19 protein-coding genes and 2 pseudogenes are annotated in these 22,451 nt (G+C 38.6%); 9 read left to right on the top strand and 12 right to left on the bottom strand.

All coding sequences use genetic code 11. From position 1 onward, the window contains the following. Nucleotides 1-31: 31 nt before the first annotated feature. The 5 genes and pseudogenes from BN1546_RS15275 to BN1546_RS15255 all read right to left on the bottom strand — a co-directional run bounded on the left by BN1546_RS15275 (nt 32) and on the right by BN1546_RS15255 (nt 4,446). Nucleotides 32-775 carry an alpha/beta hydrolase gene (locus BN1546_RS15275; protein ID WP_090738178.1) on the bottom strand — a complete coding sequence of 248 codons (744 nt, stop codon included), beginning with the start codon at nt 773-775 and terminating at the stop codon, nt 32-34. Between the two features lie 33 nt (nt 776-808). Next, the gene (locus BN1546_RS15270; protein ID WP_090738176.1) at nt 809-1,789 is read right to left on the bottom strand and encodes a siderophore ABC transporter substrate-binding protein; all 981 of its coding nucleotides are present in this window, start codon (nt 1,787-1,789) and stop codon (nt 809-811) included. Between the two features lie 12 nt (nt 1,790-1,801). After that, on the bottom strand, nt 1,802-2,560 hold the full coding sequence (locus BN1546_RS15265) for an iron ABC transporter ATP-binding protein (protein ID WP_090738173.1): 759 nt from the start codon (nt 2,558-2,560) through the stop codon (nt 1,802-1,804). Beyond that, nucleotides 2,554-3,503 (bottom strand): annotated as a pseudogene (locus tag BN1546_RS15260) (iron chelate uptake ABC transporter family permease subunit). Before BN1546_RS15260 ends, BN1546_RS15265 begins: the two are co-directional and overlap by 7 nt. Continuing rightward, nucleotides 3,493-4,446 carry an ABC transporter permease gene (locus tag BN1546_RS15255; protein ID WP_058831063.1) on the bottom strand — a complete coding sequence of 318 codons (954 nt, stop codon included), beginning with the start codon at nt 4,444-4,446 and terminating at the stop codon, nt 3,493-3,495. The pseudogene BN1546_RS15260 and the gene BN1546_RS15255 overlap by 11 nt, the downstream one beginning before the upstream one ends. A 325-nt stretch (nt 4,447-4,771) precedes the next feature. On the opposite strand from BN1546_RS15255, the gene BN1546_RS15250 reads away from it, so the two are divergent. From BN1546_RS15250 to BN1546_RS27890, 3 genes and pseudogenes are all read left to right on the top strand, one after another. Further along, the gene (locus BN1546_RS15250) at nt 4,772-5,449 is read left to right on the top strand and encodes a response regulator transcription factor (RefSeq protein WP_058831062.1); all 678 of its coding nucleotides are present in this window, start codon (nt 4,772-4,774) and stop codon (nt 5,447-5,449) included. After that, nucleotides 5,446-6,362, top strand: a pseudogene (locus BN1546_RS15245) (sensor histidine kinase). Before BN1546_RS15250 ends, BN1546_RS15245 begins: the two are co-directional and overlap by 4 nt. 179 nt (nt 6,363-6,541) lie before the next feature. Then, on the top strand, nt 6,542-6,739 hold the full coding sequence (locus BN1546_RS27890) for an ATP-binding cassette domain-containing protein (protein ID WP_058831061.1): 198 nt from the start codon (nt 6,542-6,544) through the stop codon (nt 6,737-6,739). 751 nt (nt 6,740-7,490) lie between these two features. On the opposite strand, the gene BN1546_RS27885 is transcribed toward BN1546_RS27890, so the two are convergent. Continuing rightward, nucleotides 7,491-7,619, bottom strand: a complete 129-nt coding sequence (locus tag BN1546_RS27885; protein ID WP_255305375.1) for a hypothetical protein — start codon at nt 7,617-7,619, stop codon at nt 7,491-7,493. Between the two features lie 575 nt (nt 7,620-8,194). Here BN1546_RS27885 and BN1546_RS15230 point away from each other — a divergent pair. Continuing rightward, the gene (locus BN1546_RS15230) at nt 8,195-8,872 is read left to right on the top strand and encodes an ABC transporter ATP-binding protein (protein WP_058831059.1); all 678 of its coding nucleotides are present in this window, start codon (nt 8,195-8,197) and stop codon (nt 8,870-8,872) included. After that, nucleotides 8,869-11,421 carry an ABC transporter permease gene (locus tag BN1546_RS15225; RefSeq protein ID WP_090738170.1) on the top strand — a complete coding sequence of 851 codons (2,553 nt, stop codon included), beginning with the start codon at nt 8,869-8,871 and terminating at the stop codon, nt 11,419-11,421. Before BN1546_RS15230 ends, BN1546_RS15225 begins: the two co-directional genes overlap by 4 nt. A gap of 464 nt (nt 11,422-11,885) precedes the next feature. Here BN1546_RS15225 and BN1546_RS15220 read toward each other — a convergent pair whose 3' ends face one another. After that, nucleotides 11,886-12,941: a radical SAM/SPASM domain-containing protein gene (locus tag BN1546_RS15220; protein WP_058831057.1), complete on the bottom strand. Its 1,056-nt coding sequence runs from the start codon at nt 12,939-12,941 to the stop codon at nt 11,886-11,888. 25 nt (nt 12,942-12,966) lie between these two features. Then, a complete protein-coding gene (locus tag BN1546_RS15215; RefSeq protein ID WP_058831056.1) occupies nt 12,967-14,199 on the bottom strand; it encodes a radical SAM/SPASM domain-containing protein in 1,233 nt (410 codons plus the stop codon). Between the two features lie 325 nt (nt 14,200-14,524). Between BN1546_RS15215 and BN1546_RS15210 the strand changes: the two genes are divergently transcribed. After that, nucleotides 14,525-15,484, top strand: a complete 960-nt coding sequence (locus BN1546_RS15210; RefSeq protein WP_058831055.1) for an ABC transporter transmembrane domain-containing protein — start codon at nt 14,525-14,527, stop codon at nt 15,482-15,484. 1 nt (nt 15,485) lies between these two features. Beyond that, entirely contained in the window at nt 15,486-16,106 is a 621-nt protein-coding gene (locus BN1546_RS15205; protein WP_058831054.1) for an ATP-binding cassette domain-containing protein, read from the top strand. A gap of 55 nt (nt 16,107-16,161) precedes the next feature. Here BN1546_RS15205 and BN1546_RS15200 read toward each other — a convergent pair whose 3' ends face one another. From BN1546_RS15200 to BN1546_RS15190, 3 genes are all read right to left on the bottom strand, one after another. Further along, nucleotides 16,162-17,466, bottom strand: coding sequence for a sensor histidine kinase (locus tag BN1546_RS15200; RefSeq protein WP_090738168.1), 1,305 nt, complete (start codon nt 17,464-17,466; stop codon nt 16,162-16,164). Then, nucleotides 17,467-18,201, bottom strand: coding sequence for a LytR/AlgR family response regulator transcription factor (locus tag BN1546_RS15195; RefSeq protein ID WP_016820363.1), 735 nt, complete (start codon nt 18,199-18,201; stop codon nt 17,467-17,469). A gap of 324 nt (nt 18,202-18,525) precedes the next feature. Beyond that, nucleotides 18,526-19,548: a S8 family serine peptidase gene (locus BN1546_RS15190; protein ID WP_090738166.1), complete on the bottom strand. Its 1,023-nt coding sequence runs from the start codon at nt 19,546-19,548 to the stop codon at nt 18,526-18,528. Nucleotides 19,549-19,962: 414 nt separating this feature from the next. Here BN1546_RS15190 and BN1546_RS15185 point away from each other — a divergent pair, with 414 nt between their 5' ends. Next, entirely contained in the window at nt 19,963-20,472 is a 510-nt protein-coding gene (locus tag BN1546_RS15185; protein ID WP_090738164.1) for a DUF6568 family protein, read from the top strand. Between the two features lie 110 nt (nt 20,473-20,582). Here BN1546_RS15185 and BN1546_RS15180 read toward each other — a convergent pair whose 3' ends face one another. Then, entirely contained in the window at nt 20,583-21,113 is a 531-nt protein-coding gene (locus BN1546_RS15180) for a GNAT family N-acetyltransferase (protein WP_090738162.1), read from the bottom strand. A 263-nt stretch (nt 21,114-21,376) separates the two neighbouring features. On the opposite strand from BN1546_RS15180, the gene BN1546_RS15175 reads away from it, so the two are divergent. Continuing rightward, nucleotides 21,377-22,351, top strand: a complete 975-nt coding sequence (locus BN1546_RS15175) for a ring-cleaving dioxygenase (RefSeq protein ID WP_013373156.1) — start codon at nt 21,377-21,379, stop codon at nt 22,349-22,351. The last annotated feature ends 100 nt before the right edge of the window (nt 22,352-22,451 follow it).

The following is a 22,451-nucleotide window of genomic DNA, read 5'->3' as shown; positions in this document are numbered from 1 at the left end:
GCGTTTATGATTAAAAACCAATCTTAAAACATTATTCAAGCAACCACTTAACGGCACGGGGAAACTGGTGCCGAAAGTGATCTATGTGGTGCACGGCTCCCTCAACTTTGATCAGCCGTACCTCACGTTCCGTAAAACCATGCGCAAGCAGCACCTCGTATGCCTGGAGGGTCAACGGAACCATATCTTTTTGTACATTCGTCTTCCCTTCACCTTCACGGGTCCCAACAGATATATATATACGGTGTGTCCCAGCCATTACAGTGCCAAATGATGCAGATTGCATGTAATTGATCATACCGGAAAACCAATACGAACCCGAGATCGAACCAATACGTCCAAATATATGCTGATAACGGAAGGCTGCATACATGGAAATCAGTCCACCCAACGAAGCACCAATCATCCCTGTATGCTCCAACCCAGTTTGCACTGGATATTTTGCCTCGACGTATGGCATTACTTTTGTAACTACAAACGTCAGATACGCATCTCCGCCACCGCCAAAAGCAGGTCTTCCCTCTACTAAAGCAGCTGCCTCCCAAGGCGTATAATCATTCAGCCGATTCACAGGCTGAATGCCCACCAGCATTACACGGGGCAGCTCTCCCGTAGAAAAACCTCTTTCCAGCTCATCCAACCCGCTTAGAAATAAAGAGCTGCCATCCTGTACATACAGCACAGGATACAGCTCATTATGATTCACAGATACGGGAGGTGTATAGACGTGCACAAGATACCCATCTAATGAAATTTCATCTACATGACCTTTCATCCTACATAGTCCCCCATGATGTAAATGTATGCATTACAGTGCAGCATCTATTTCCTTGATCATTTCAGATACGGATTCCAGACCATTACCTGACAGGTACCAGTAGTTAGGATCCAGGTATACAATATGACCGTTTTTATATGCATTGGTTTTCTTCACCAGTTCATTCTCAATGGTTTGTTTACCTGTAACCTGTTCCTTGCCTTCCTCGACCACCACAGCCCCACGGTCAACGACAAAAATATAATCAGGATTTTTTTGCTGTACATATTCAAAAGAAACCTTTTGTCCATGCGTCGATACTTTAATGCCAGGATCTACAGGAGTTACGCCAAAAGCATCATGAATGATACCGAAGCGGGATTGTGAGCCGTATGCACTCAGGCTTCCTTCATTTGTCAGTACGATCAATCCTTTAGCCTTGCTCGCTACAGCCTTGTCATGTACAGCCTTAATGGAGCTATCAATCGCAGCCAGTTCTTGTTTGGCAGCTTCCTCTTTGTCGAAGATTTGCCCCAGCGTTTCAACGTTTTTCTTAAAGGAATTGATATAATCCTTGGTGTCTACAGCCATCGAAATCGTGGGTGCAATTTTGCTCAACTCTTTATATGCATCAGCTTGTCTGCCACCAATGATGATCAGTTCAGGAGAGAGATCACTGATTTTCTCGTAATCCGGCTCAAACAGCGTGCCAGCACTTGCATATTTGGAATCTTTATATTTGTTCAAATACGTAGGAAGATCCTGCTGCGCTACCGCCGCAACGTCTACGCCCAGCTTATCGAGCGTATCCAATGAACCAAAATCAAAAACAACGACATTCTTCGGATTGACTTTGACTTGGACCGGGTTTTCATCCAGTGCGTGTTTGACCGATACAGTTTTGGATTCCGTTGTTGCAGTTGAGGAGCCATCGCCAGTCGCTTCCTGTGTTGCCGGAGCCGCTTTGCCACAGGCCGATACGATCAGTACCAGTGCAAGTATCAGTGTTAAAAACATCAAATTTTTCTTCATTTTACATTCCCCCTAAGTGAAGTACACACAAATTTTATGATCACCGAGCTGTTGAATCGGAATATCCATATCGTACAAATCCTTTAATACCTGACTATCTATCATCTCGTCAGCCGTTCCTTGTTTCAGCAATCTGCCATTCTTCATCCCGACAATATGGTCCGAATAGCAGGAAGCAAAGTTAATGTCGTGAAGCACCACCAGAATCGTTTTGCCCAGATCATCCACTAAATTGCGCAGCGTCTTCATAATCTGAACCGAATGCTTCATATCCAAATTGTTCAGCGGCTCATCCAGCAGTATGTATTCCGTGTCCTGTGCCAGAATCATAGCAATAAACGCCCGCTGCCGCTGTCCCCCACTGAGCAAATCAATATGTTTGTCCTTCATATCCTCCAGTCCCATGTAGGCCATAGACTGCTCTACCATTTTGCGATCCTCGCTGTTCAATCTGCCCTTGGAATACGGAAAACGGCCGAAGCTGACCAGTTCCTTCACGGTTAAGCGGATGTTGACATCATTAGTCTGTTTTAAAATGGATATCTTCCGGGCTAGCTCCTCACTTTTGGTCAGGCTCACGGCCTGTCCGTCAATGAGGATTTCTCCCTCATCACTATCTGTTAGGCGACTGATCATCGACAACAGGGTGCTTTTCCCAGCGCCGTTAGGTCCAATAAAGGAGGTAATGGTGCCTTTAGGTATAGTGACGGACACCTGCTCCACCACATTTTTATTCCCGTAGCGTTTGGTTACGTTTTTGACTTCTACCATGATTTATTCTCCCGCAGCAAAAGGTACAGGAAGTACACCCCCCGATAAAGTTAATAATGACGCTGACTGTTGTCGATAAATCGAATACTCTTTCCGCCAGCAGTTGGCACCCTGCCAAAGCAATGACACTAACACAGATGGAGGCCGGAATAATATAACGGTGCTGATACGTCTTCATCACCTGATAAGCCACATTGGCCACAATTAATCCGAGAAATGTGATCGGTCCAACAAGTGCCGTAGATATGGAGATGAGAATCGCTACAATAATTAGCAATCTTTTGATGATATAACTGTAAGGGAGACCTAAATTAATCGCATGCTCCCGTCCGAGCGACAGCACGTCCAGGTACTTAATAAATCTCCACGCATAAGCAAATACGAGCACAAGCACGAATACAGAAAGCCATAACAGTTCGGTGTTTACATTACTAAAGCTGGCGAAGCTCTTATCCTGAATTTTCGCAAATTCGTTCGGATCAATCAGTACCTCCATAAAGGTAGACAGACTGTTAAACAGCGTCCCGAACACCAGACCGATCAGCAGAAGTACATAAATTCCCCGTCCATCCTTGCGGAAAATTAACTTGTATAGCAATCCCGCGAACAACACCATCATCCCCACTGACAGCAAAAAGTTTAATTCTTTGCTGGTCGAAATCAATGGGACGGAACCAAATGCAAAAATAATCGTCGTCTGAATCAGCATATACAGTGAATCCAGCCCGATAATACCCGGAGTCAAAATCTTATTATTCGTAACCGTCTGGAAAATAACGGTCGCAAAAGCAATGGAGCCACCTGTCAGAATGAAAGCTGCGACCTTTTTCAATCGTCGCGGCAACGCGTAATGCCAGGTGTGCGGAAGATCGATAAACACAAAAGCAGCAATCAACACAAGCGCGGCAGCGGCTAATATTCCGATTTTTAATTTAGGATTCATAAGCCCTTCTCCTCAGCAGCAAATACAAGAACAACGCGCTCCCGATCACACCAACCGTAAGCCCTACAGAAATTTCATATGGGTAAATGATCACCCGTCCCAAAATATCGCAAAACAGCACAAAAACGGCGCCCAAGATCGCTGTATGAGCCAGGCTCTTTTTCAGATTATCCCCCATGTACATACTGACCAGATTGGGTACAACCAGCCCCAAAAAGGGAATTGTCCCGACGGTTAAGATGACAACAGAGGACACCAAAGCCACGATCACCAAACCCACATTGACGGTGCGCTTGTAATGTACGCCCAAGTTGGCTGCAAAATCCTCACCCATACCTGCAATTGTAAAACGATTCGCATATATGTACGCCAACGCAACCAAAGGAACACTAAGATACAGCATCTCGTAGCGGCCACTCATGATTAGAGAAAAATCCCCCTGCATCCACGAAGAAATGCCCTGGATCAGATTATATTTGTAGGCAAAAAAAGTCGTCACCGAATTTAAAATGCCCCCAAACATCAGACCAACAAGCGGGATAAATACCGGGTCCTTGAAACGGATTTTATCCAATATCTTCATGAAAATCAGCGTTCCCCCTAGAGCAAATCCAAAAGCCGTCAGCATCTTCGTCCAAAATCCCGCCGTTCCAAACACCATAATGGCGATCAGCACACCTAATCGTGCCGCATCCATCGTCCCTGCGGTGGTGGGCGAAACAAACCGATTCCGGGTAAGCTGCTGCATAATCAGCCCGCAGATACTCATACTCGCCCCTGCGATAATGATGCTGATCAAACGTGGAAATCTGCTAATCAGGAGCACCTGCGCTTGATCGTTGGTTAAGTGGAACAAATCAAGTGGAGTCACATCATGAACACCGATGAACACCGAGGCGAAGGCCAGTACCAGAAAAGCTAATATTAAATAGCGCAATTTCATCTCTAACTAAGGGAGCCTGTCCAATAACTCGTACCAAGCTTCGGCCCTGTCCTCCCCTCCAATAATGATAATCATTATCAAAAACAACTAGGATAAATTATAGCAGTGATATTGTATCTGTCAAATTATTTGCAATGAATAAGCCATGTCAAAAAAGGTGTTAGTAAAACCTGAATAGTCTGAAGAGTGAATGAGCAAATAAGAGCAATATCCTGTAAAATAGAGATGGAAGATTTAGGATTACCCTTTTCTCATTTTTACTGTAAGCAATTCTTGGAATTGGGGATTCATTAACTTGATGAATCAAAAAAATAGGAGGAGAATGATGAATCACATATTAATCGTCGAGGATGATATCGCCTTGAGTAACGGTATTATTCTTGCCCTTAAAGAACCTAACAACGTATTTACACAAACGTATGACATTGCTGCTGCAAAAGAACAATTGAACATCACTGCTTTTGACCTAGTGATTCTTGATGTAAATTTGCCGGATGGAAGTGGACTCGACCTTTTAACCCATATACGAAAAAAAACAATGATACCCGTCATCGTTCTAACAGCAAATGATATGGAAACAGATATCGTCACTGGTCTTGAGTTGGGTGCTGACGACTATATCACTAAGCCCTTCAGTCTGATGGTACTGAGAGCAAGAGTTGGCGTTCAGCTAAAGAAATCCAGATACTCGCTTGCAGACTCCATTCAGCTAGACAATTTTTCTTTTTCATTCGAGAGAATGGAATTTATTAAGAATGGTACACCTATTGAACTAAGTAAAACGGAGCAAAAATTATTGCGCATCCTAATCAACAATCGAGGAAATACCGTTTCGCGTGATCACTTGATAGACAGCATCTGGACTGACGGGGCTGAATATGTAGGTGAAAATGCCTTGTCAGTTACGATAAAAAGGCTACGTGACAAGCTCGAGGATCATCCTTCCTCCCCACAATATATTAAAACGGTGTATGGGCTGGGCTACACATGGGCGTTGAAATGACAACACTCCTATATATATGTATTGGAATTGCCGTCGCTGCTGTATGCACTGCTGTGTGTGCTATTATGCTGTATCGCAGGAGCATCCAAAAAACAATGAAAACTATTGAGAACATGCTGGATGCTGCGCTAAATGGCAGCTTCTCGGAGGATGTCTTTGATGAATCCGTTCTTTCTTCAATAGAAGCTAAATTTGTGAGATTTCTTTCCATTTGTTCCGTGTCCTCCAAAAATCTGCTTGCTGAAAAGAATAAAATAAATGAGCTGATTTCCGATATTTCACACCAAACGAAAACACCATTGGCCAACATCCTGCTTTATTCCCAACTACTTAGCGAATACGAACTATCACAGGATACCTCCACTTGTGTGAAAGCTCTATCTGCACAGGCCGAAAAGCTTAACTTCCTGATTCAGGCATTGTTGAAAACATCGCGGCTTGAAACGGGGATTATCACGGTAGCGCCAAGGCGAGAATCTGTTCATAAGCTCCTTGATGCTGCACTGGAGCAAATAACGCCAAAAGCAGATGCCAAAGGGATTTCAGTTTCTAGGGAGGACACCGTTATTCATGCTTATTTTGACCTAAAGTGGACCAGTGAAGCTGTCTATAACATTATGGATAACGCTATAAAATATACAGAGACAGGCGGAAACATGGATATAAAAGTGACGGCATACGAATTGTTTTGCCGAATTGATATTACTGATAGCGGCATAGGCATTGCAGAAGAAGAACAAGGGAAGATCTTTACCCGCTTCTATCGCTCCCCTACTGTTAACTCGCAGGAGGGCGTCGGGATTGGTCTGTTTTTAGCTAGAGAAATCATCGCTGCGGAGGGGGTTACATCAAGGTACGATCACGCTACGGCCGTGGTTCTACCTTCTCTATTTTTCTTTCTATGGATACTTAATTCTTTCAACTCCTCTGATTTCAGAAATGTAGAAAGATCAGTGTGTTAATGTCTGTACTGTAGATGACTACGATCCAGACATTTTTTTGGAGAGGAAAGTATATGGACCTATTGAAAACTCAGGCAATAAGGAAACATTACGGTAATGGGAATACCGCTGTTCATGCCTCCTAGATGGCGTGAAGCTGGAGGTGGAATTCGGTGAATTTGTCGCTATCGCCGGTACATCCGGAAGTGGCAAGTCTCCCCTTCTTCATATGCTGGGTGAACTTGATGGTCCAACAAACGGAAGCATCACGATTGATGGCAAGGATATATTTCCCTGTAAGACAAAGATTGACCAATTTCTGCAGCGAAAAATCGGCTTCGTTTTCTAAGATTATTATCTGATGCCTGCCTTGAATGTCTACGAAAAATATTGTGCTCAGGTACTGGATAGTAAAGAATCGTGCCTCCATAGATAAAATTGTATATACTCTAGACCTTAAACATAATTGTCAATGCATAACTCATCTTTGGTAATAGCTTGGGTCTGGGAGAAAAACAAAAATGTGATTTCGAAGAAGGGTGTTCCACCTGAATCGCCTAGAGGTATAGGGGCAATACTCTACTTTCCCAGATATGATGCAAAAGAAAGTGCCCTCGTCTCAAAAGACGAGGGCTCCAGACAAACTAAGAAGTGTTCCTTACTTTTTCCTTTTCATTGGTCAACTAATACCGAGTTAGACAAAATAATTCTTTCACATCCATATCGAGGTATAAGAGCTACAGTGTCCATTGGGTTCGAGACAATCATAACTGCAATTATCGGCTGGACATTGGACTTCCATTTCAAAATCCATATTATCTAAAACTTTAATTTTTTCCATGTTAATTCCACCTCCTTTCACTATTAAAATATCATTAAAAATACCTCTAAATATTCTCTATTGTAAAAATCAGTATGTTATTTGGCATAATCGTGGCTTATACAATGTTTACATCCAGAGGCACTACTCTACTTTCCCAGATATAATACAAAAGAAAGTGCCCTCATCTCAAAAGACGAGGACACTAGACAAGCTAAGAAGTGTTCTTACTTCTTCCTTTTCATTGGTCAACTAATACTTAGTTAGGCAAAATCATCTTTCAAAAACCTTGCCAGTTATTAGAGCTACAATGTCCACTGGGTTCGATGCAATCATAATGACAATCATTTGGATTACATTGTACTTCCATTTCAAAATCCATATTATCTAAAACCTCGATTTTTTCCATGTTAATTCCACCTCCTTTCACTATTAAAATATCATTAAAAATACCTCTAAATATTCTATTGTAAAAATCAGTATGTTATTTGGCATAATTAGTGGCTTATGCACTGTTTATATCCATTCTGTTATCTAAAACAAGGCCGTAAATTCACGTTTATTCATTATTCGTGTTTTTCCAACAACACCGCGAAGTCTCACTTTTGCAAAATAAATAATTGCACTTATTGATTTACCCGGCATAACATGAAAAAAAAATGGTTACTTTCGTATACAGTCGCTCAGTACAAGCCTCATCCCACGAAATACAATGAAGCCAAGTAAGCGAATGTATTAGACCAAAAATTACTTAGATTCCGGCTGAGTTCAAGCAGAGGCACCAAAAAACAGATATCTCAGAAGGAGTCTGTCCCTCCTACATTTCCCACCACCCGTCACAAATTAATCTTTCTACTCTCACTCAAATAATCTTTCAATTCTGTTAGATTTCAGAAAGATTGTAGAAAGAAAGAGGTATTATAATAAAATTTGTGTTGTAAGCAAATACGATGCAGATATTTTTATTGGGAGGAAAGCAAACAAATGAAGATATTAGAAACCAGAGGACTAAGAAAAACTTACGGTAATGGAGATACTGAGGTTCATGCGTTGGATGGAGTCAACATGGAGGTAGGCACTGGGGAATTTGTGGCTATCGTTGGTACATCCGGCAGCGGGAAGTCCACCCTTCTGCATATGCTTGGTGGGCTGGATCGGCCTACAAGCGGAAACGTCACCGTTGACGGCAAGGATATCTATTCTTTAAAAAATGAAGAATTAACCATTTTTCGCCGAAGAAAGATTGGCTTCGTGTTTCAAAATTATAATCTAGTTCCAGTCTTAAATGTCTATGAGAATATTGTGCTCCCCATTGAACTGGATGGGAATCAACCGGACAAAGCCTATCTGACCCAAATTACGAATACGCTGGGGCTTGAGAACAAATTAAACAATCTACCGAGTAACCTTTCGGGAGGGCAGCAGCAGCGGGTAGCCATTGCGAGAGCACTGGCGACGAAACCAGCTATTATTTTGGCTGATGAGCCTACTGGCAACCTGGACAGTAAAACCAGTCTGGATGTCATAGGGTTGATCAAGGTATCCAGCCAACAGTTCGCCCAAACGATGGTGATGATTACTCATAATGAAGAAATCGCGCAGATGGCAGATCGCATCATCCGCATTGAGGACGGTAAAATAGTAGGTGGTGCGACCCGATGATCAAAATAAAAAACAGTAAGGCGGTTCGTAATTTATCAGATAAAAGTTTTAAAGCCAATAAAATCCGCAATATTATTGCGATTATCGCTATTGCCTTAACCACTTTGTTATTTACATCTGTGTTTACTATGGGGATTGGCGCGATGGAAAGTTTCCAGCAGGCAACGATGCGACAGGCTGGTGGGGCAGGGCAGGGTTATCTCAAATATATCAACGATGAGGAATTTAATCACATCAAAAACCACCCTCTTATTAAAGAGATAGCATATAGCCGCCTGTTAAGTGGAAAGGTGACAAACGAGCAATTTTTAAAGCGTCGTGCGGAGTTCTGGTATCATGACGATGTAGGGCTAAAGCTAGGATTGATTGAGCTAGAAAAAGGCCACAAACCGGTGGCAGAAAATGAGGTTATCGCGGACTCTAGCACCTTACAGTTACTGGGTATCCCCCTGAAAGAGGGCTCCCCATTGACCTTGAAGCTTGAGGTTCACGGCAAAATGGTACAGCGTGAATTTATCCTCTCCGGCTGGTGGAAGAGTGACCCCGCCGCCATGATAGACAGAGGTCAAATTTATGCTTCTAAAGCTTATGTGGATGCCCATGCCGAAGAATTACGCTACACATATAAGCAGGATCATGATATGACCGGAACCATCAATGCAGTTATCATGTTCGATAACAGCTCGAATATCCAGGGAAAACTTGATCAAGTGATTACAGAAAGTGGTTATTCCCTTGACAAAAATGCACCGAACTTCATTGAAACTTCTATGAATTGGGCGTATCTTTCCAACACTTTCAGTTCAGACCCTGAAACCGTTTTTGTCCTAGCTGGAGGTCTGTTGCTGATCATGCTTACTGGCTATTTGATCATCTATAATATTTTCCAAATCTCGGTGATGCGTGATATTCGTTTCTACGGTCTTCTAAAAACCATCGGCACAAGCAGTAGTCAACTCCGTAGGCTTATTCATAGACAGGCATTATTTCTTTCCTTGATCGGGGTTCCCATCGGCTTGCTCGGGGGTTTTGGTATCGGCAAATCGCTTATCCCTCTGCTGCTTATGAACAATTATAGGCACGCAGAGGTAACCCTATCCCCCAGCCCATGGATTTTTATCGACTCCGCTCTGTTTGCAGTCATGACAGTTATGATCAGTGCATATAAGCCTAGTAGAATTGCGGCGACTGTGTCTCCGATCGAGGCAGTAAGATACGTAGACGGAGCTACTAAAAAGGATAAGAAAAAACTAAAAAAATCTACTAACGGTGCTAAAATGCCGCTGATGGCTCGAGCCAACTTAGGCCGCAATAAGAAGCGGACTACTTTGGTGCTGCTTAGCCTTTCTCTAGGTCTAGTGCTACTGAATACTACTTTTACATTATCCCAAAGTCTGGATATGAATAAGTATGTGTCTAAAAGTCATGACACTGACTTTCTAATTGCACATGCTAATTATTTTCAAGAACATTTCACAGGCCCTGACAATGCGACGACGGAAAGCTATATTCAGGCCGTACAGGCACAACCCGGTTTTGAAGAAGGTGGACGATTGTACAGTGGCAGCAATCTATTCGCTATCGAGCATAAAGAGAACAAAGAGGGGAAGAAGTTGTACGGGGAAATCGTCACTCCTGACGCTCGCGGCAACTTATCTGCAATAGTGTACGGGCTTGAAGATCTCCCCCTTCACCGACTAAAATTAATTGATGGTGAACTTGATTATGACAAGCTAGCTTCGGGAAAGTATATTTTGGAAGGGGTCAGGTTAGACGATTACGATAATCCTGAAATGGAACTATCCGTATACAAAGTAGGTGAAAAGGTTACTCTTCATAACCATATGGACACAGCAAATGCCCAGGAGTATACTAGCCATGAATTCACAGTGCTTGGTCATGTTGGCGTAAAATCATCCAATTCTGGTGTAGCCGTTGCTAGTTATACTGACTTCTATCTCCCGGCGGATATCTACAAAACGCTTGTGAAGAAGCCTGTGGTGATGAGTTATGCCTTTAATGTATCCGATAGTAAAGAAAAAACGATGGAGAGCTTCTTAAAGAACTATACCGAAATAAAGGAGCCAACGATGCATTATAAATCCAAATTCACCTCAATTGCCGAGCTTTCAGGTATGCAAAAAACAATTTTGATGATCGGCGGTACGCTCAGTATTATTATTGGTGTGATTGGCATTGTTAATTTTGTAAACGCGCTTCTAACTAGTATTCTGACCCGCCATCAAGAATTTGCTATACTACAAAGCATTGGCATGACTAATAAACAATTAAAAACAATGCTTGTATATGAGGGGATGTACTATGTACTCGGCACCAGCATATGCTCCATCTTATTAGGAAGCCTATTTTCTGTCTTGATTGCGAGACCCTTGAGTACTCAAATATGGTTTATGAGTTATAAATTTATTATCTGGCCGCTGATCCTCGTGCTGCCTGTTCTGCTCGCTCTTGGGATATGTCTTCCTCTCGCTATTTATTCTCTGAGCGACAGGAAAACTATCGTAGAACGACTGCGAACAGCAGAATAAATACCTCCTAGTCAAGAAAAGAAATGACCTAGCAAAAACTTCTGGCTAGGTCATTTCTTATTTACTCACCTCTATAATTAGTCCCCGTTCTCTAACCTCCCTTAAATTTTTTATAATAATGAGAAAACAGATAAAATGCATACGTACCACCTTCAATTTGAACTCTGGTGTTATACTCTAAACTCGTGTCCTTTAATGGCCATGACAAAAATCCCCTTTAGAAAAATAGTGCCAGATCACATCATACATGTGCTCTTTTAACACTGTCTACCTAAGGGGATAATATCACCGCCCTCATCTGAGGATGGACTACTTTTTGATTCACAGATTCCTTTTTTCCAGGTCATAACCCATCTAAGGTTTTTGCAGGATTCTCCTCAGAAAACTACATTTCTTCAAAATCAAATCTAGTGACTCTAGAGCCAAAATACGATTATTAAGCCACGAATAAACAGCATAATAGTTCAGTGGGTAGAAAGAAGAAGCTCGAAGTTTTTTAATATATATTCATACTCCTTCACTATTGAATAGTGTATTCTTTGAGTTGCACAAAATACAGGTGATGATTCATAATAATTTCCAGTTTGGATTTTATTAATAATTTTACATATTTTGCTGCGACAATTATTATACATAGCACACTTTATACAAGCTCCTTGGTCCTTTTGATTGATTACGTCTAAATTGGATAAACGCTGTTCAATTATATCGGAAAACACGTCTCCCATGGAAAATTCTTCTCGTCCTACGGTAAAAATACAAGGAAAGATATTCCCTGCACTGGAGATGTGAAAACTGGTATGACATCCATCACACGTCCCTCTTGGCCGAAAATAGGCGTTTTTGAAATTATATAAAAAATACTGTGCTTTGGTGATATCCTTATTCACCATATATGAAAATATTTCGTTAAGATTTTTTTGATAAACTTTCATAAGCTCTTTATTCCAATTCAGATCACTTTCATCTAGCGCAAAGCTGACAATCGGATATCCTTTTTCAAAAAGGAAAATATAATTGTCAGCAAAATATGAAACATTATTAGGTGTAACGGTCATTCTTACTCGAAAAAAATGCGATTGATGATTAATGTAATCAAGGGTTTCAATCACCCTATTGAAACTTCCTTTCCCATTTCTATATATTCTGTTGATATCGTGACTTTCCTGCTTCCCATCCAAACTAACTGTTAATTGGATATTTTCAGAAACATAATCAAGCATCTCCTGATTATAAATGGTTCCATTTGTCGTCATTGTAAAAGAAATATCGCCATGAATTTTTTGTTTTAATTCTTCTACAAGATATTGAATGACCGGATAATTAAGCAATGGTTCCCCTCCATGTAATGCTATGCGTATTTTATCAGTAGGATCCAAAGGATTTGCAGCAATTTTTTTTTCTGTAAAGTCAATAGCTTTTGCCGCTGTTTCCCTACTCATCGTTTTTGGGGCTTTGCTTACATAACAATATTTACATCTCAAGTTACAATCTTCGGTTACCCAATATGTGAAATTCATGTCATTATTCTCCTCATTTAGATATTCAGCCATTCCAGACTAATTCTTGAAGTTGTTTCTTTTGTTTTTGACAAATGGTATCGAACAACTCTTGGTTTTGATGCAAATAATAGATGTTGCTAATGCAGTGATGGCAAAATAAATTAACGTTGCAGTTCTTACAGGGTTCAAATTCCCATGGTCTTACACATCCGATTTTATTATGATCTGCTTTTTGATTGCCTTTAGCCATTAATTCAATTAAATTATCATCAAATACATCTCCTAAAACAAAATCATCAGACTCCATCAATCCTCCACAAGGATAAATCTTACCATTTCCCCCAATAAATATTTCCCTTTTTCCTGGTGAACAAAGTCGACAGGTAACATCTTGAGAGGTCAGATCATCTACAAAAGGTTTTTCGGGAAAAATCTCTTCACTATTCTCTCCAGCCCTTCCAGCGGATGTTAAGATTCTTACAATAGGTTTAACACCTAATTTTTCACACAAATCAAGGAATTTATCTTCACCTCCATTAAAATTATATTTTGTAATAACCATTGATAATGCGATATTCTCCACTCCTTTACTTTGCATTAGTTTTATACTTTTTAGAACTCTACTAAAAACACCTTTGCCTCTAATTTGATTGCAAGTTTCTTCATCATAACCGTCCAAACTAAGGGAAAATTCATCTACATACCTAATCAATTGCTCCACATTAGTTGGGGTAATAAAAAGGCCATTGGTAGAGAGCAAAATGACTCCATTGAATGTTTGCCTTATGTACGCCAAAAGCTCCATGATATCTAATCGCATCATAGGCTCTCCTCCCGTAACATTGATGGCTTGGGGTTTAAGAACGACGATCTGATCAATGATTTCTTTCACTTTTTCAGTTGTTAGTGCATCGGTAAAATGAGCATCCGCTGAAGCGCTGCAATGTTTACAGTGTAAATTACATCTATTTGTTAATCCTAGATAAACAACATCTAAGACCTCCTCATGAATATTTGTTAATTGTTCTTCGGTTAGAATACATTTGATATTCACCAATTCATAAAAGAGACTTGTTAAATTATGAATAACATCAGCATGTTGAGAACTTTTTGTAGGATTTAATAACGACTCAATTTCCCCATTATTAACCATATCCTTCAGCACAAGATAATAAGATTTAGAGGTTTTCAAAAAAGCTCCTGATTTTGTATTCGCGATAATGACTTGATGATTATGAAATAGTTCACGTGAGTAAGGATTTAAAACATATACCATGATTTTTTCTCCTCTCATACATCCCAAATTCATTTTCCATTCTATTAAATAGATCATGAATTGTTCTGATATTTACTGTTATGTCATAATCTAATGTTTTAATGCCATAAATTGATAATAATCAGAGTTAAATAACAATGGATTCTTTAGAGTATTTGAGGGGATGAGAGAAAGTTGCGCTACATCCGTAAAAAACGTATACATAGATGTATTTCACGACATTAAAGAGGTCATTTATACCATAAATATAATTATTAGATATTCGATTGTAGAATGAGAAGTAGCTTCTTTATATATTTGTATCAGAAGGGCGGAATGGAAATTTATGCTTAGAAAATATAATTGGATTTTTAAAGAAGTTCATAAATTTTATCTTTTTATTGTACTTATTTTAGTTTTTCAAGCTTTAGATACAATACTTAGCATGATAATTCCCCAATACATAAGTAAGATTGTTGATTCTGGACTAATATCCAAAGATCTCTCCTTAATTGTGAAGTTTATAGGAATAGCAACAGGCTTATTTATTCTATCTCACCTATGCAGTTTACTTTGTGAATTCATTTTTGCCGAATTAGGAAAAAGAATCTCTTATGCTATGAAAAAAAATTTATTAGAAAAATTTTTCGTTTTGCCAGGTGAGACCATTACTTCAAACAACGATAAGCTATTATCCCTGTTTATTAATGACATCGGAATCATCGAAAGATTAGTATCCAATGGTATCCCCATGCTAATATCAAACCTACTTTTTCTCATTGTTATTTGTGTTGTATTGCTTTTTTTCAACTACAAATTATTTACACTTGTATTTTTAATCATGCTTTTAACAATGATTAGTCAAATATTCTTTAATAAAAGGATTACTCAAAAGACAAAAGCAGTCATGAATGCTTATGATGACTCTATTTCTTATATTAGGCATACGCTTGGAACACTTCTGTATTCTATTGGAATGGATATAAAAGACTATATTTTGGGAAGGTACATGCCTTTAGAGGAAAAGTCACTTGAAGCTTATAGACAGAGAAGCAATACAATTATCGTAGCTTCCACTGTCCCTTCTGTCATTACCTCTATTGGAAGTGTATTGCTTTTGGGGATGGGTACAATTTTAGTAATGAAAGGCCAAACAAGTATGGGAGTACTGACGGTATTTGTTTATTATTCAAATCAGATCATAAGTCCGATCAAAAGTGTTACAAACTATGTGGCCGCTTGGAAGCAGGCAAAAGTATCCATCGAAAGAATTGAGTCGATTATAAGAGCTGAAGAGGTGAAATAAAATGGACATAGAATTTAAAAATGTAAGTTATAGCTATAACGGTTTGGAAAAAGTGCTATCCGATGTCTCGTTCTCTGTTCATGGAAATCATATTTTTTGCCTTTCAGGACGCAACGGGGCAGGAAAAAGCACACTATTAAAATTACTCACCAAGATTAATTGTAATTATACAGGTGATATCTTAGTGAACGAAAAGGAAATGAGAGAATGGAAACGTAAAGATATTATCAGCAAAATAGGCATATGCTTCCAGGAACCCGTCATGTATGTAGATACGATCTTTAACAATATAACTTTGGGGCAACCAGGCATCCCTATGAGGCAACTGAATTCATATATTGAATTATTGGATACCAAGAAATTTATCGAAGAAAGTAAAAAAGATCAAATAATCGGTAAAAATTTTTCTTTATCAGGAGGGCAACAGCAATTAATTTCGATACTGCGGAATATCTATACTAATAAAGAAGTATTAATTTTTGATGAACCCACTTCAAATTTAGATGGTGTTGTAAAAAAGAACTTTATTGATCTATTAGATGATCTAAAGTACAACCATACCATTATATTAATTACACATGATAGTGAACTAGGGAGTAAATATGAACAAATATTGTTGTAATGCAGGAGCAGGACGTAGCTGCATAAGCGTCTACGCCCTTTCACGAATTCGATTCCTATTCTAAGTCCCATAAAATAATATTGACGCAAAACCGGTCTTCCACGGTCCTTATATCCAGGATTCCTGAGTTTTCTTTTACAATCTGCTTGACACTTTTCAATCCAAAACCGTGATTTTTTCTATTCTTTTTATTACTTATAAAATTACTATTTACAAACAGCGGATTAAACGTATTGGAAATCTCTATATAAAGTTGCTTTGCATGATATTTTATTTTTATATCCATTGTTTTCTTACCTTCAGTTACCTTGTCACAGCCCTCTATTGCATTATCCAGCAAATTACCAAATACAACGGCTATAATATTATTATTTAGAGAAAATTTTTCTGGAAGAAAACTATCAATGCTCACTACAATGCTTTTTTTAGTAGCCAAATTTATTTTCTCGGTGAGTACGTAATTAAGTACATTGTTCGGTGAATATTTCTGAGTTTCAGTACATTTAATATCTGAGAGAATTTCTTCTATAAACCCCTCTGCTGCCTCAACATTATTTTCTTTCAGCAATCCTTTTAAGGTCAACAGTTCATTTCTCATATCATGCCTGATTCTCCGAATTTCTTTTTGCGATTTCTCCAGATTATCATAGTGTTTATTTTCTGCTTTAAGATTGAAGTTTAATAATTCCTGCTCTATCATTTCGCCGTACATTCGGCTTAATTGTTCATAAATAATTAACATGATGATATTGATTGATAAAACACCAATCATAGAAATTACACTTAACCACTCATTTGGGTTCTTACCTGATCTTAAAATCAAATCAAAATGACTGCACAACATGCAAAGAGTTATGATAGGAACTGCAAACAAACACATGTATAAATAATGCAGAGTAGTTTCTCTTTTATAAACATCTATTTTAAAAAGTAAAGGGACCCCTAAAAAAAAGAAAAATTTACTGATTTCTGAGAGGAGAGCACCCGTTTCGTAATAATAAGATACATTATCTGATGTAAGGAGTACATTTGGAAAACAAACATTCATGATGGCGCAACATACTCCTACAGATAAGATTTCAATTGCAATTACAACTGTACCCCAACACAGTTTTGTTGTTATATGATTTTTTGGGTAAAAACAAAGTATAGTGAACACTGGAATAACATTTAGCATAACATCAAATGTTGTTTTCAAAAAGTACATACCGACTACTGTCAGACCTATTAATGCAATCGTAAACAGCCAGATTTTCTCCGTCGAAAGTCCCTTTTTAGTAAATAAAACTTTATTCAGAAATCTACTTATAATGAAAATATCAAAAGAATTTAGTATAAAATCAAACATGACTCTTTCCAATTAGAATCTCTTCCTCATATAATTCATCATTTTTTGTTTAAAATCTTTTTTATACTTTCTACTGATCGGTAGTTCCAAATAAGTTTCCTGAATTTCACCATTTACGATCCGTTTCATCATAATATTTTCGCATTTTATTCCCACAACGTATTTCAGGTTAATGATATACGAAGCATGAATCTGAGTGAAAGCCATCGGATCAAGTTGAGCAAGTATTTGTGAAGTTGTCTGATTACACTTATATTCTTTTGTCTCTGTATAAATATGAGCAGCCCTTCCACTTTTCTCAAAGTACATAATTTCATCTTCGTTTATAATGAGCTTATTTCGTTCATAGCTAAACTCAAAATAACTATGTGAACTATGTAAATAGTGATCAGCTCTTTGAAGAACCTCAAAAAGGGTTTCTTTATTCACAGGTTTCAGTATGTAATCAAAGGTTTGTACTTTAAATACATCTGGCATGTATTCGTCATAATTGGTTACAAAGATAATTACAGCTTTATTGTCAAACTCTCTTACCTTTTTGGCTAAACTAATGCCATCCATATCCGCCATCTCAATATCAAGCAGATAAATATTGTATTCCGTTTTATTCTTAGCTACATATTGCAGCAACTTTTGCCCACTTCCAAAAGTATCTACTTCTACTTTAGTAAAGGGATATTCTAACGTAAACCTCTCCACCCGGGCCAGTTCTACATTTGTATCATCACACAGAGCAATGTTTAACATCCAATCACATCCCTACATACATTAATTATTCTTAATTGTAAAGTATCGTGTATAAGTTAACTTATGAACTTCACATCAATGAATTAATTCTCAGTTGCAAGGAACAATATGATTTCCGGTCATGCCCAGCACAATTCCAATCCCCTCTTTGCTGGGTTTATTATGGAGTTTCAAAGTTGACCTTATTTATTATATAGCGCTTACTAATTACATATATAGTATACCATTTCAAGTTTTCTATAATCAACTCTTTTTTCTAAATAAATACATTTTTATATTTTTATTTAAATACTAAAAATATAGATTTCAAACAGCTTAATTTGATTAAATACCTAGCTCCTCCAAGTATTTCAACAATGCAGCGAGAGAACATACATTTAATATATGTATATTGTGATAATCGTTTAAGGTATGATTCAACTCTTTTTCTAATATATTCCAAAAATAATCAAAATTTTTAAAAGTTATTCCCGTCAACTCACAAATAAAAGGAACTTTATATAAAGTATGGATGTCAATTTCAAGATTAGTGGTTTCATAAATCGCTTTTTCTATAGACTTGCCAAATTTTTTTACTAAGTTACTATCAATGTCAGCATCAAGGATGGGTTTAAATTTAGGTACTGTCACCTCATATTCCAAAGCACTGCGTTCAAGAATATCATTAACCTCTGAAAACGTGATATCTTTATTATAAATGACAGAGTTCGTCACCTCAGAAGAGATCAGTTGCATACTTCTCCCCACACAAAGAGCATTCGCTTTAGAGGTACCTTTAAAAAAGGCAAATCGTTCGGCAAGTGTATAGACAAAAATTGGAGCTTCATCAAATACGGCTTGGATCTCTTTACTTTTTGAAAACAAAAATGACTCAATTGAACAAAATATTTGCCCATTTACACCAATGACAGTAGGCAGACTAGCTGGATAACTACTCTGACTACCATTTTTTACAGATACAAAAATAAGTTTATTTTGATCTACTAACTGCTGTGTAATTTGGCTAAGTTGCTGATAGTATCCTTCTGAAGTAACCGAAATGCTTATGCATATATATTTAATATTCAGATTAAGGCATTTCTTCAACGCCATCTGCAAGAGTCTAGTACTCGTTTTCCCTTCTTCATTTGCTATTTTTATGATGTAAAATTGAGCCTCACTAAAAACTTGCATAATCGTATCTGCCACAGATGTTCCATGCCCATGGTCATCCTGAAAATCATTATCCTCGATAATTTCGTTTCCTGAAAATTGAAATCTCACTCCATCTATAACATGTTTATTTAAACTTTGATTCGTCATATCCATTCCAGTATCAATTATGACTGCTTGTTTGTTGTTAAACATAGTCTTCACCTATCCTATCAAATTTGTAGAATGCTATATATAAATTAGCACTTTAGTTTGATATAGAATGTGTAAGTGATAAAATAACCAATTTCATGCTATAAAAAGCAAATTTTCGATAAAAATGTATTAAAAATTCAATGCTGACCATTATAATTACGAGTTACTAGAGTATTCAGCAAGACGCAAAATGACACAATATGCGCTGATTATTACAGTAATATTTTTACGTAGATCAACTGTAGTAACCTTATTCATAGATTAACTACAGCTTAAGAATACAGGCTATCTGAAGCAATTAATCTCAATAGTCTGTTAAGGCTCCGTATAAATATTTTAAGAAGGTGATAATCAAAATAATATTATATGTCCGTAAAATTAGTATCAGGCAAAAAATTAATGTGGAGGTTTCTTATGATAAAAAACCGAAAATTTCTACCGTTCAAACTAGCTTTTATATTCTGTATGTGTTTGACAAGCTTTTTCATTGCTAATGATACTAACTATGCTGCAAAACATAAGAATTTTACGACTATAGAACAAAATAAAAATATTCCGACTGTTGAAGAATACGAGAATGATGTAAAAGATTTACCTAGACTTAATGCGAATGAAACCATGGACAAATTCAACTCGGGAGAAGGTTTTTACCTTTATATTGGTAGACCTAGTTGCTCCGATTGTCGTGAATTCTCTCCCATTTTAAAAGAATTTTCTGTGCGTATATCACAACCCATCTATTATTACAATCTGGATGGTGGGGACTGGGGACCAGCCATTCGGCAATTTCTTAGAGATCACATCAATTTACAAGCTACTCCAACATTAGCATATATTAAAGATGGAAAAGTCGTTGCCCAACAAGTTGATACTGGACCAAATGCTGATGAATTGCTAACTATTTTTGCCGATTGTCCTCAGTAACCTTTCGCATTCCAAAAATGATCGATTCAAATCATTGAAACTTTGACTCGCAAGATGGGATTCTTTGAAAAAAGATCCTTCTTGCGAGTCTTCTATACTTTATATTTTAATCACACTTCCCACTCTTCCCGTAAAAGCCCCATTCGGATCGAATCATAATACTTTCCATTATAATATCTGCATTTGCGAAGCCTGGCTTCGAGGGTCATGCCCAGCTTCTCCCCGACCTTCATCATCCGATGGTTTCCTGACCAGGTTGTAAAGCCTACTCTTACTAGAGGCAATGTATTAAACAAATGGTCGATCCACAATCGAAGTGCTCTCGTACCATAGCCACCACTCCAATACCCCGAATCATAGATACCTATCCCCATTTCAAGCCACTGAGACGGCTTATGCTCCCAGTAGTAACTCACGGATCCAATGACCTTGCCTTCCACTTCAATGAGCCAAAAGTCATCTTGTCCGATTCGCTTTTCCTTCTCTTTTAAATACTCCTCAAAAGAAAGCTTCTTATGTTCATAGTAGGGTGCATCCCACTGCTTCCATTCCGGTGCTTCTTCCTTAAAAGTTAACGTCCAAAGGGCATGTAGGTTTTCTTCTCTAACGGGCCTAATCGTTAAATCCTTATCCGTATACATTTAGTAAACTCCTTTTATAATAAAATTCATTCTATCTACTTTGGGCTATATTGAGCCTTATTGTATCTGCTTTTGCATTATTTCGAATTTCAATTTTTGTCCGTCACGAAACTGTATTGTAGCAAGATCGTAATTCATGTTGACAAACAATCAAAAATAATATATCTTAATATCAAGATAATAAATATAAAGAAAAATTTACACCGACGGTTTATTTTGCTTTGAAAAACCTAATCATATAAAAACCAAGGAGGGCAAATAATATGAAACTGTTAGGATTGCATCACGTTTCGGCGATTACAGCAGCAGCGGCTAAAAATGTTGAATTTTATACTCAGGTATTGGGGCTTCGGCTGATTAAGAAAACAGTGAACCAGGACGATGTTAGTGTGTATCACCTCTTTTACGGAGATGAGCGCGGAACCGCGGGTACGGAAGTCACTTTCTTTGAAATTCCACATGCTGGACAAACGCGTACAGGGAATAACAGCATTTCGGCGCTCTCCCTACGTGTACCGAACGACAAGGCTCTGAATTATTGGAAAAACCGCTTCGAGCAGCTGGATGTGAAGCATGGCGAAATTATAGATCAAGCAGGACGCTTGGCGCTTTCGTTCGAGGATTTTGAAGGACAACGCTTCTTCCTCGTTTCAGATGAGCATGATCACGGAATGCGCGGCGGCACGCCTTGGGAGAAGAGCCCTGTCCCTGCGGAATACGGCATCGTTGGACTTGGTCCGGTTCATCTGACCATTCCCAAAGCGGAGAATACCATTCTTATTCTTGAACAGGTTATGGGCTTCCGCAAAAAGGGCTCCTACCCTTCCCCTGTTGCCGGACAACCGGATGTGGTTATCTACGAAACAGGTGAAGGCGGTACAGGAACTGAAGTTCATCTGGAAGAGCGCAACGATCTGCCACAAGAGCGACCAGGACGCGGCAGTGTGCATCACGTCGCTTTCCGTGTTGAAACCGAAGAAGAGCTCAAACAGTGGGTAGAGCGTATTGGTCAGCTACAAATTTCCAACTCTGGTTTTGTAGATCGCTTTTATTTCCGTTCCTTGTACTTCCGTGAGCCGAACGGCATTCTGTTTGAATTGGCTACCGATGGACCTGGCTTTGACACCGACGAGGAACTGGAGTTTCTGGGCGAATCTCTGGCACTGCCTCCATTCTTGGAGCCGCGCCGTGCATCAATTGAAGCCAATCTCAAACCACTCAACACCAAACATGAATAGAGTTATATTTACTCTAAAATAAACACAAAGCCGGGACTTCTACATCATGTAGAGGTTCCCGGCTTTTTTCGTGCAACTGCTCTGCTTTCATTAAAAAAAG

This window comes from Paenibacillus sp. Mc5Re-14 (genome assembly GCF_001049835.1).
In the GTDB taxonomy this organism is placed as follows: Bacteria; Bacillota; Bacilli; order Paenibacillales; family Paenibacillaceae; genus Paenibacillus; species Paenibacillus polymyxa_C.
This window is presented reverse-complemented; position numbering and strand designations above follow the sequence as displayed.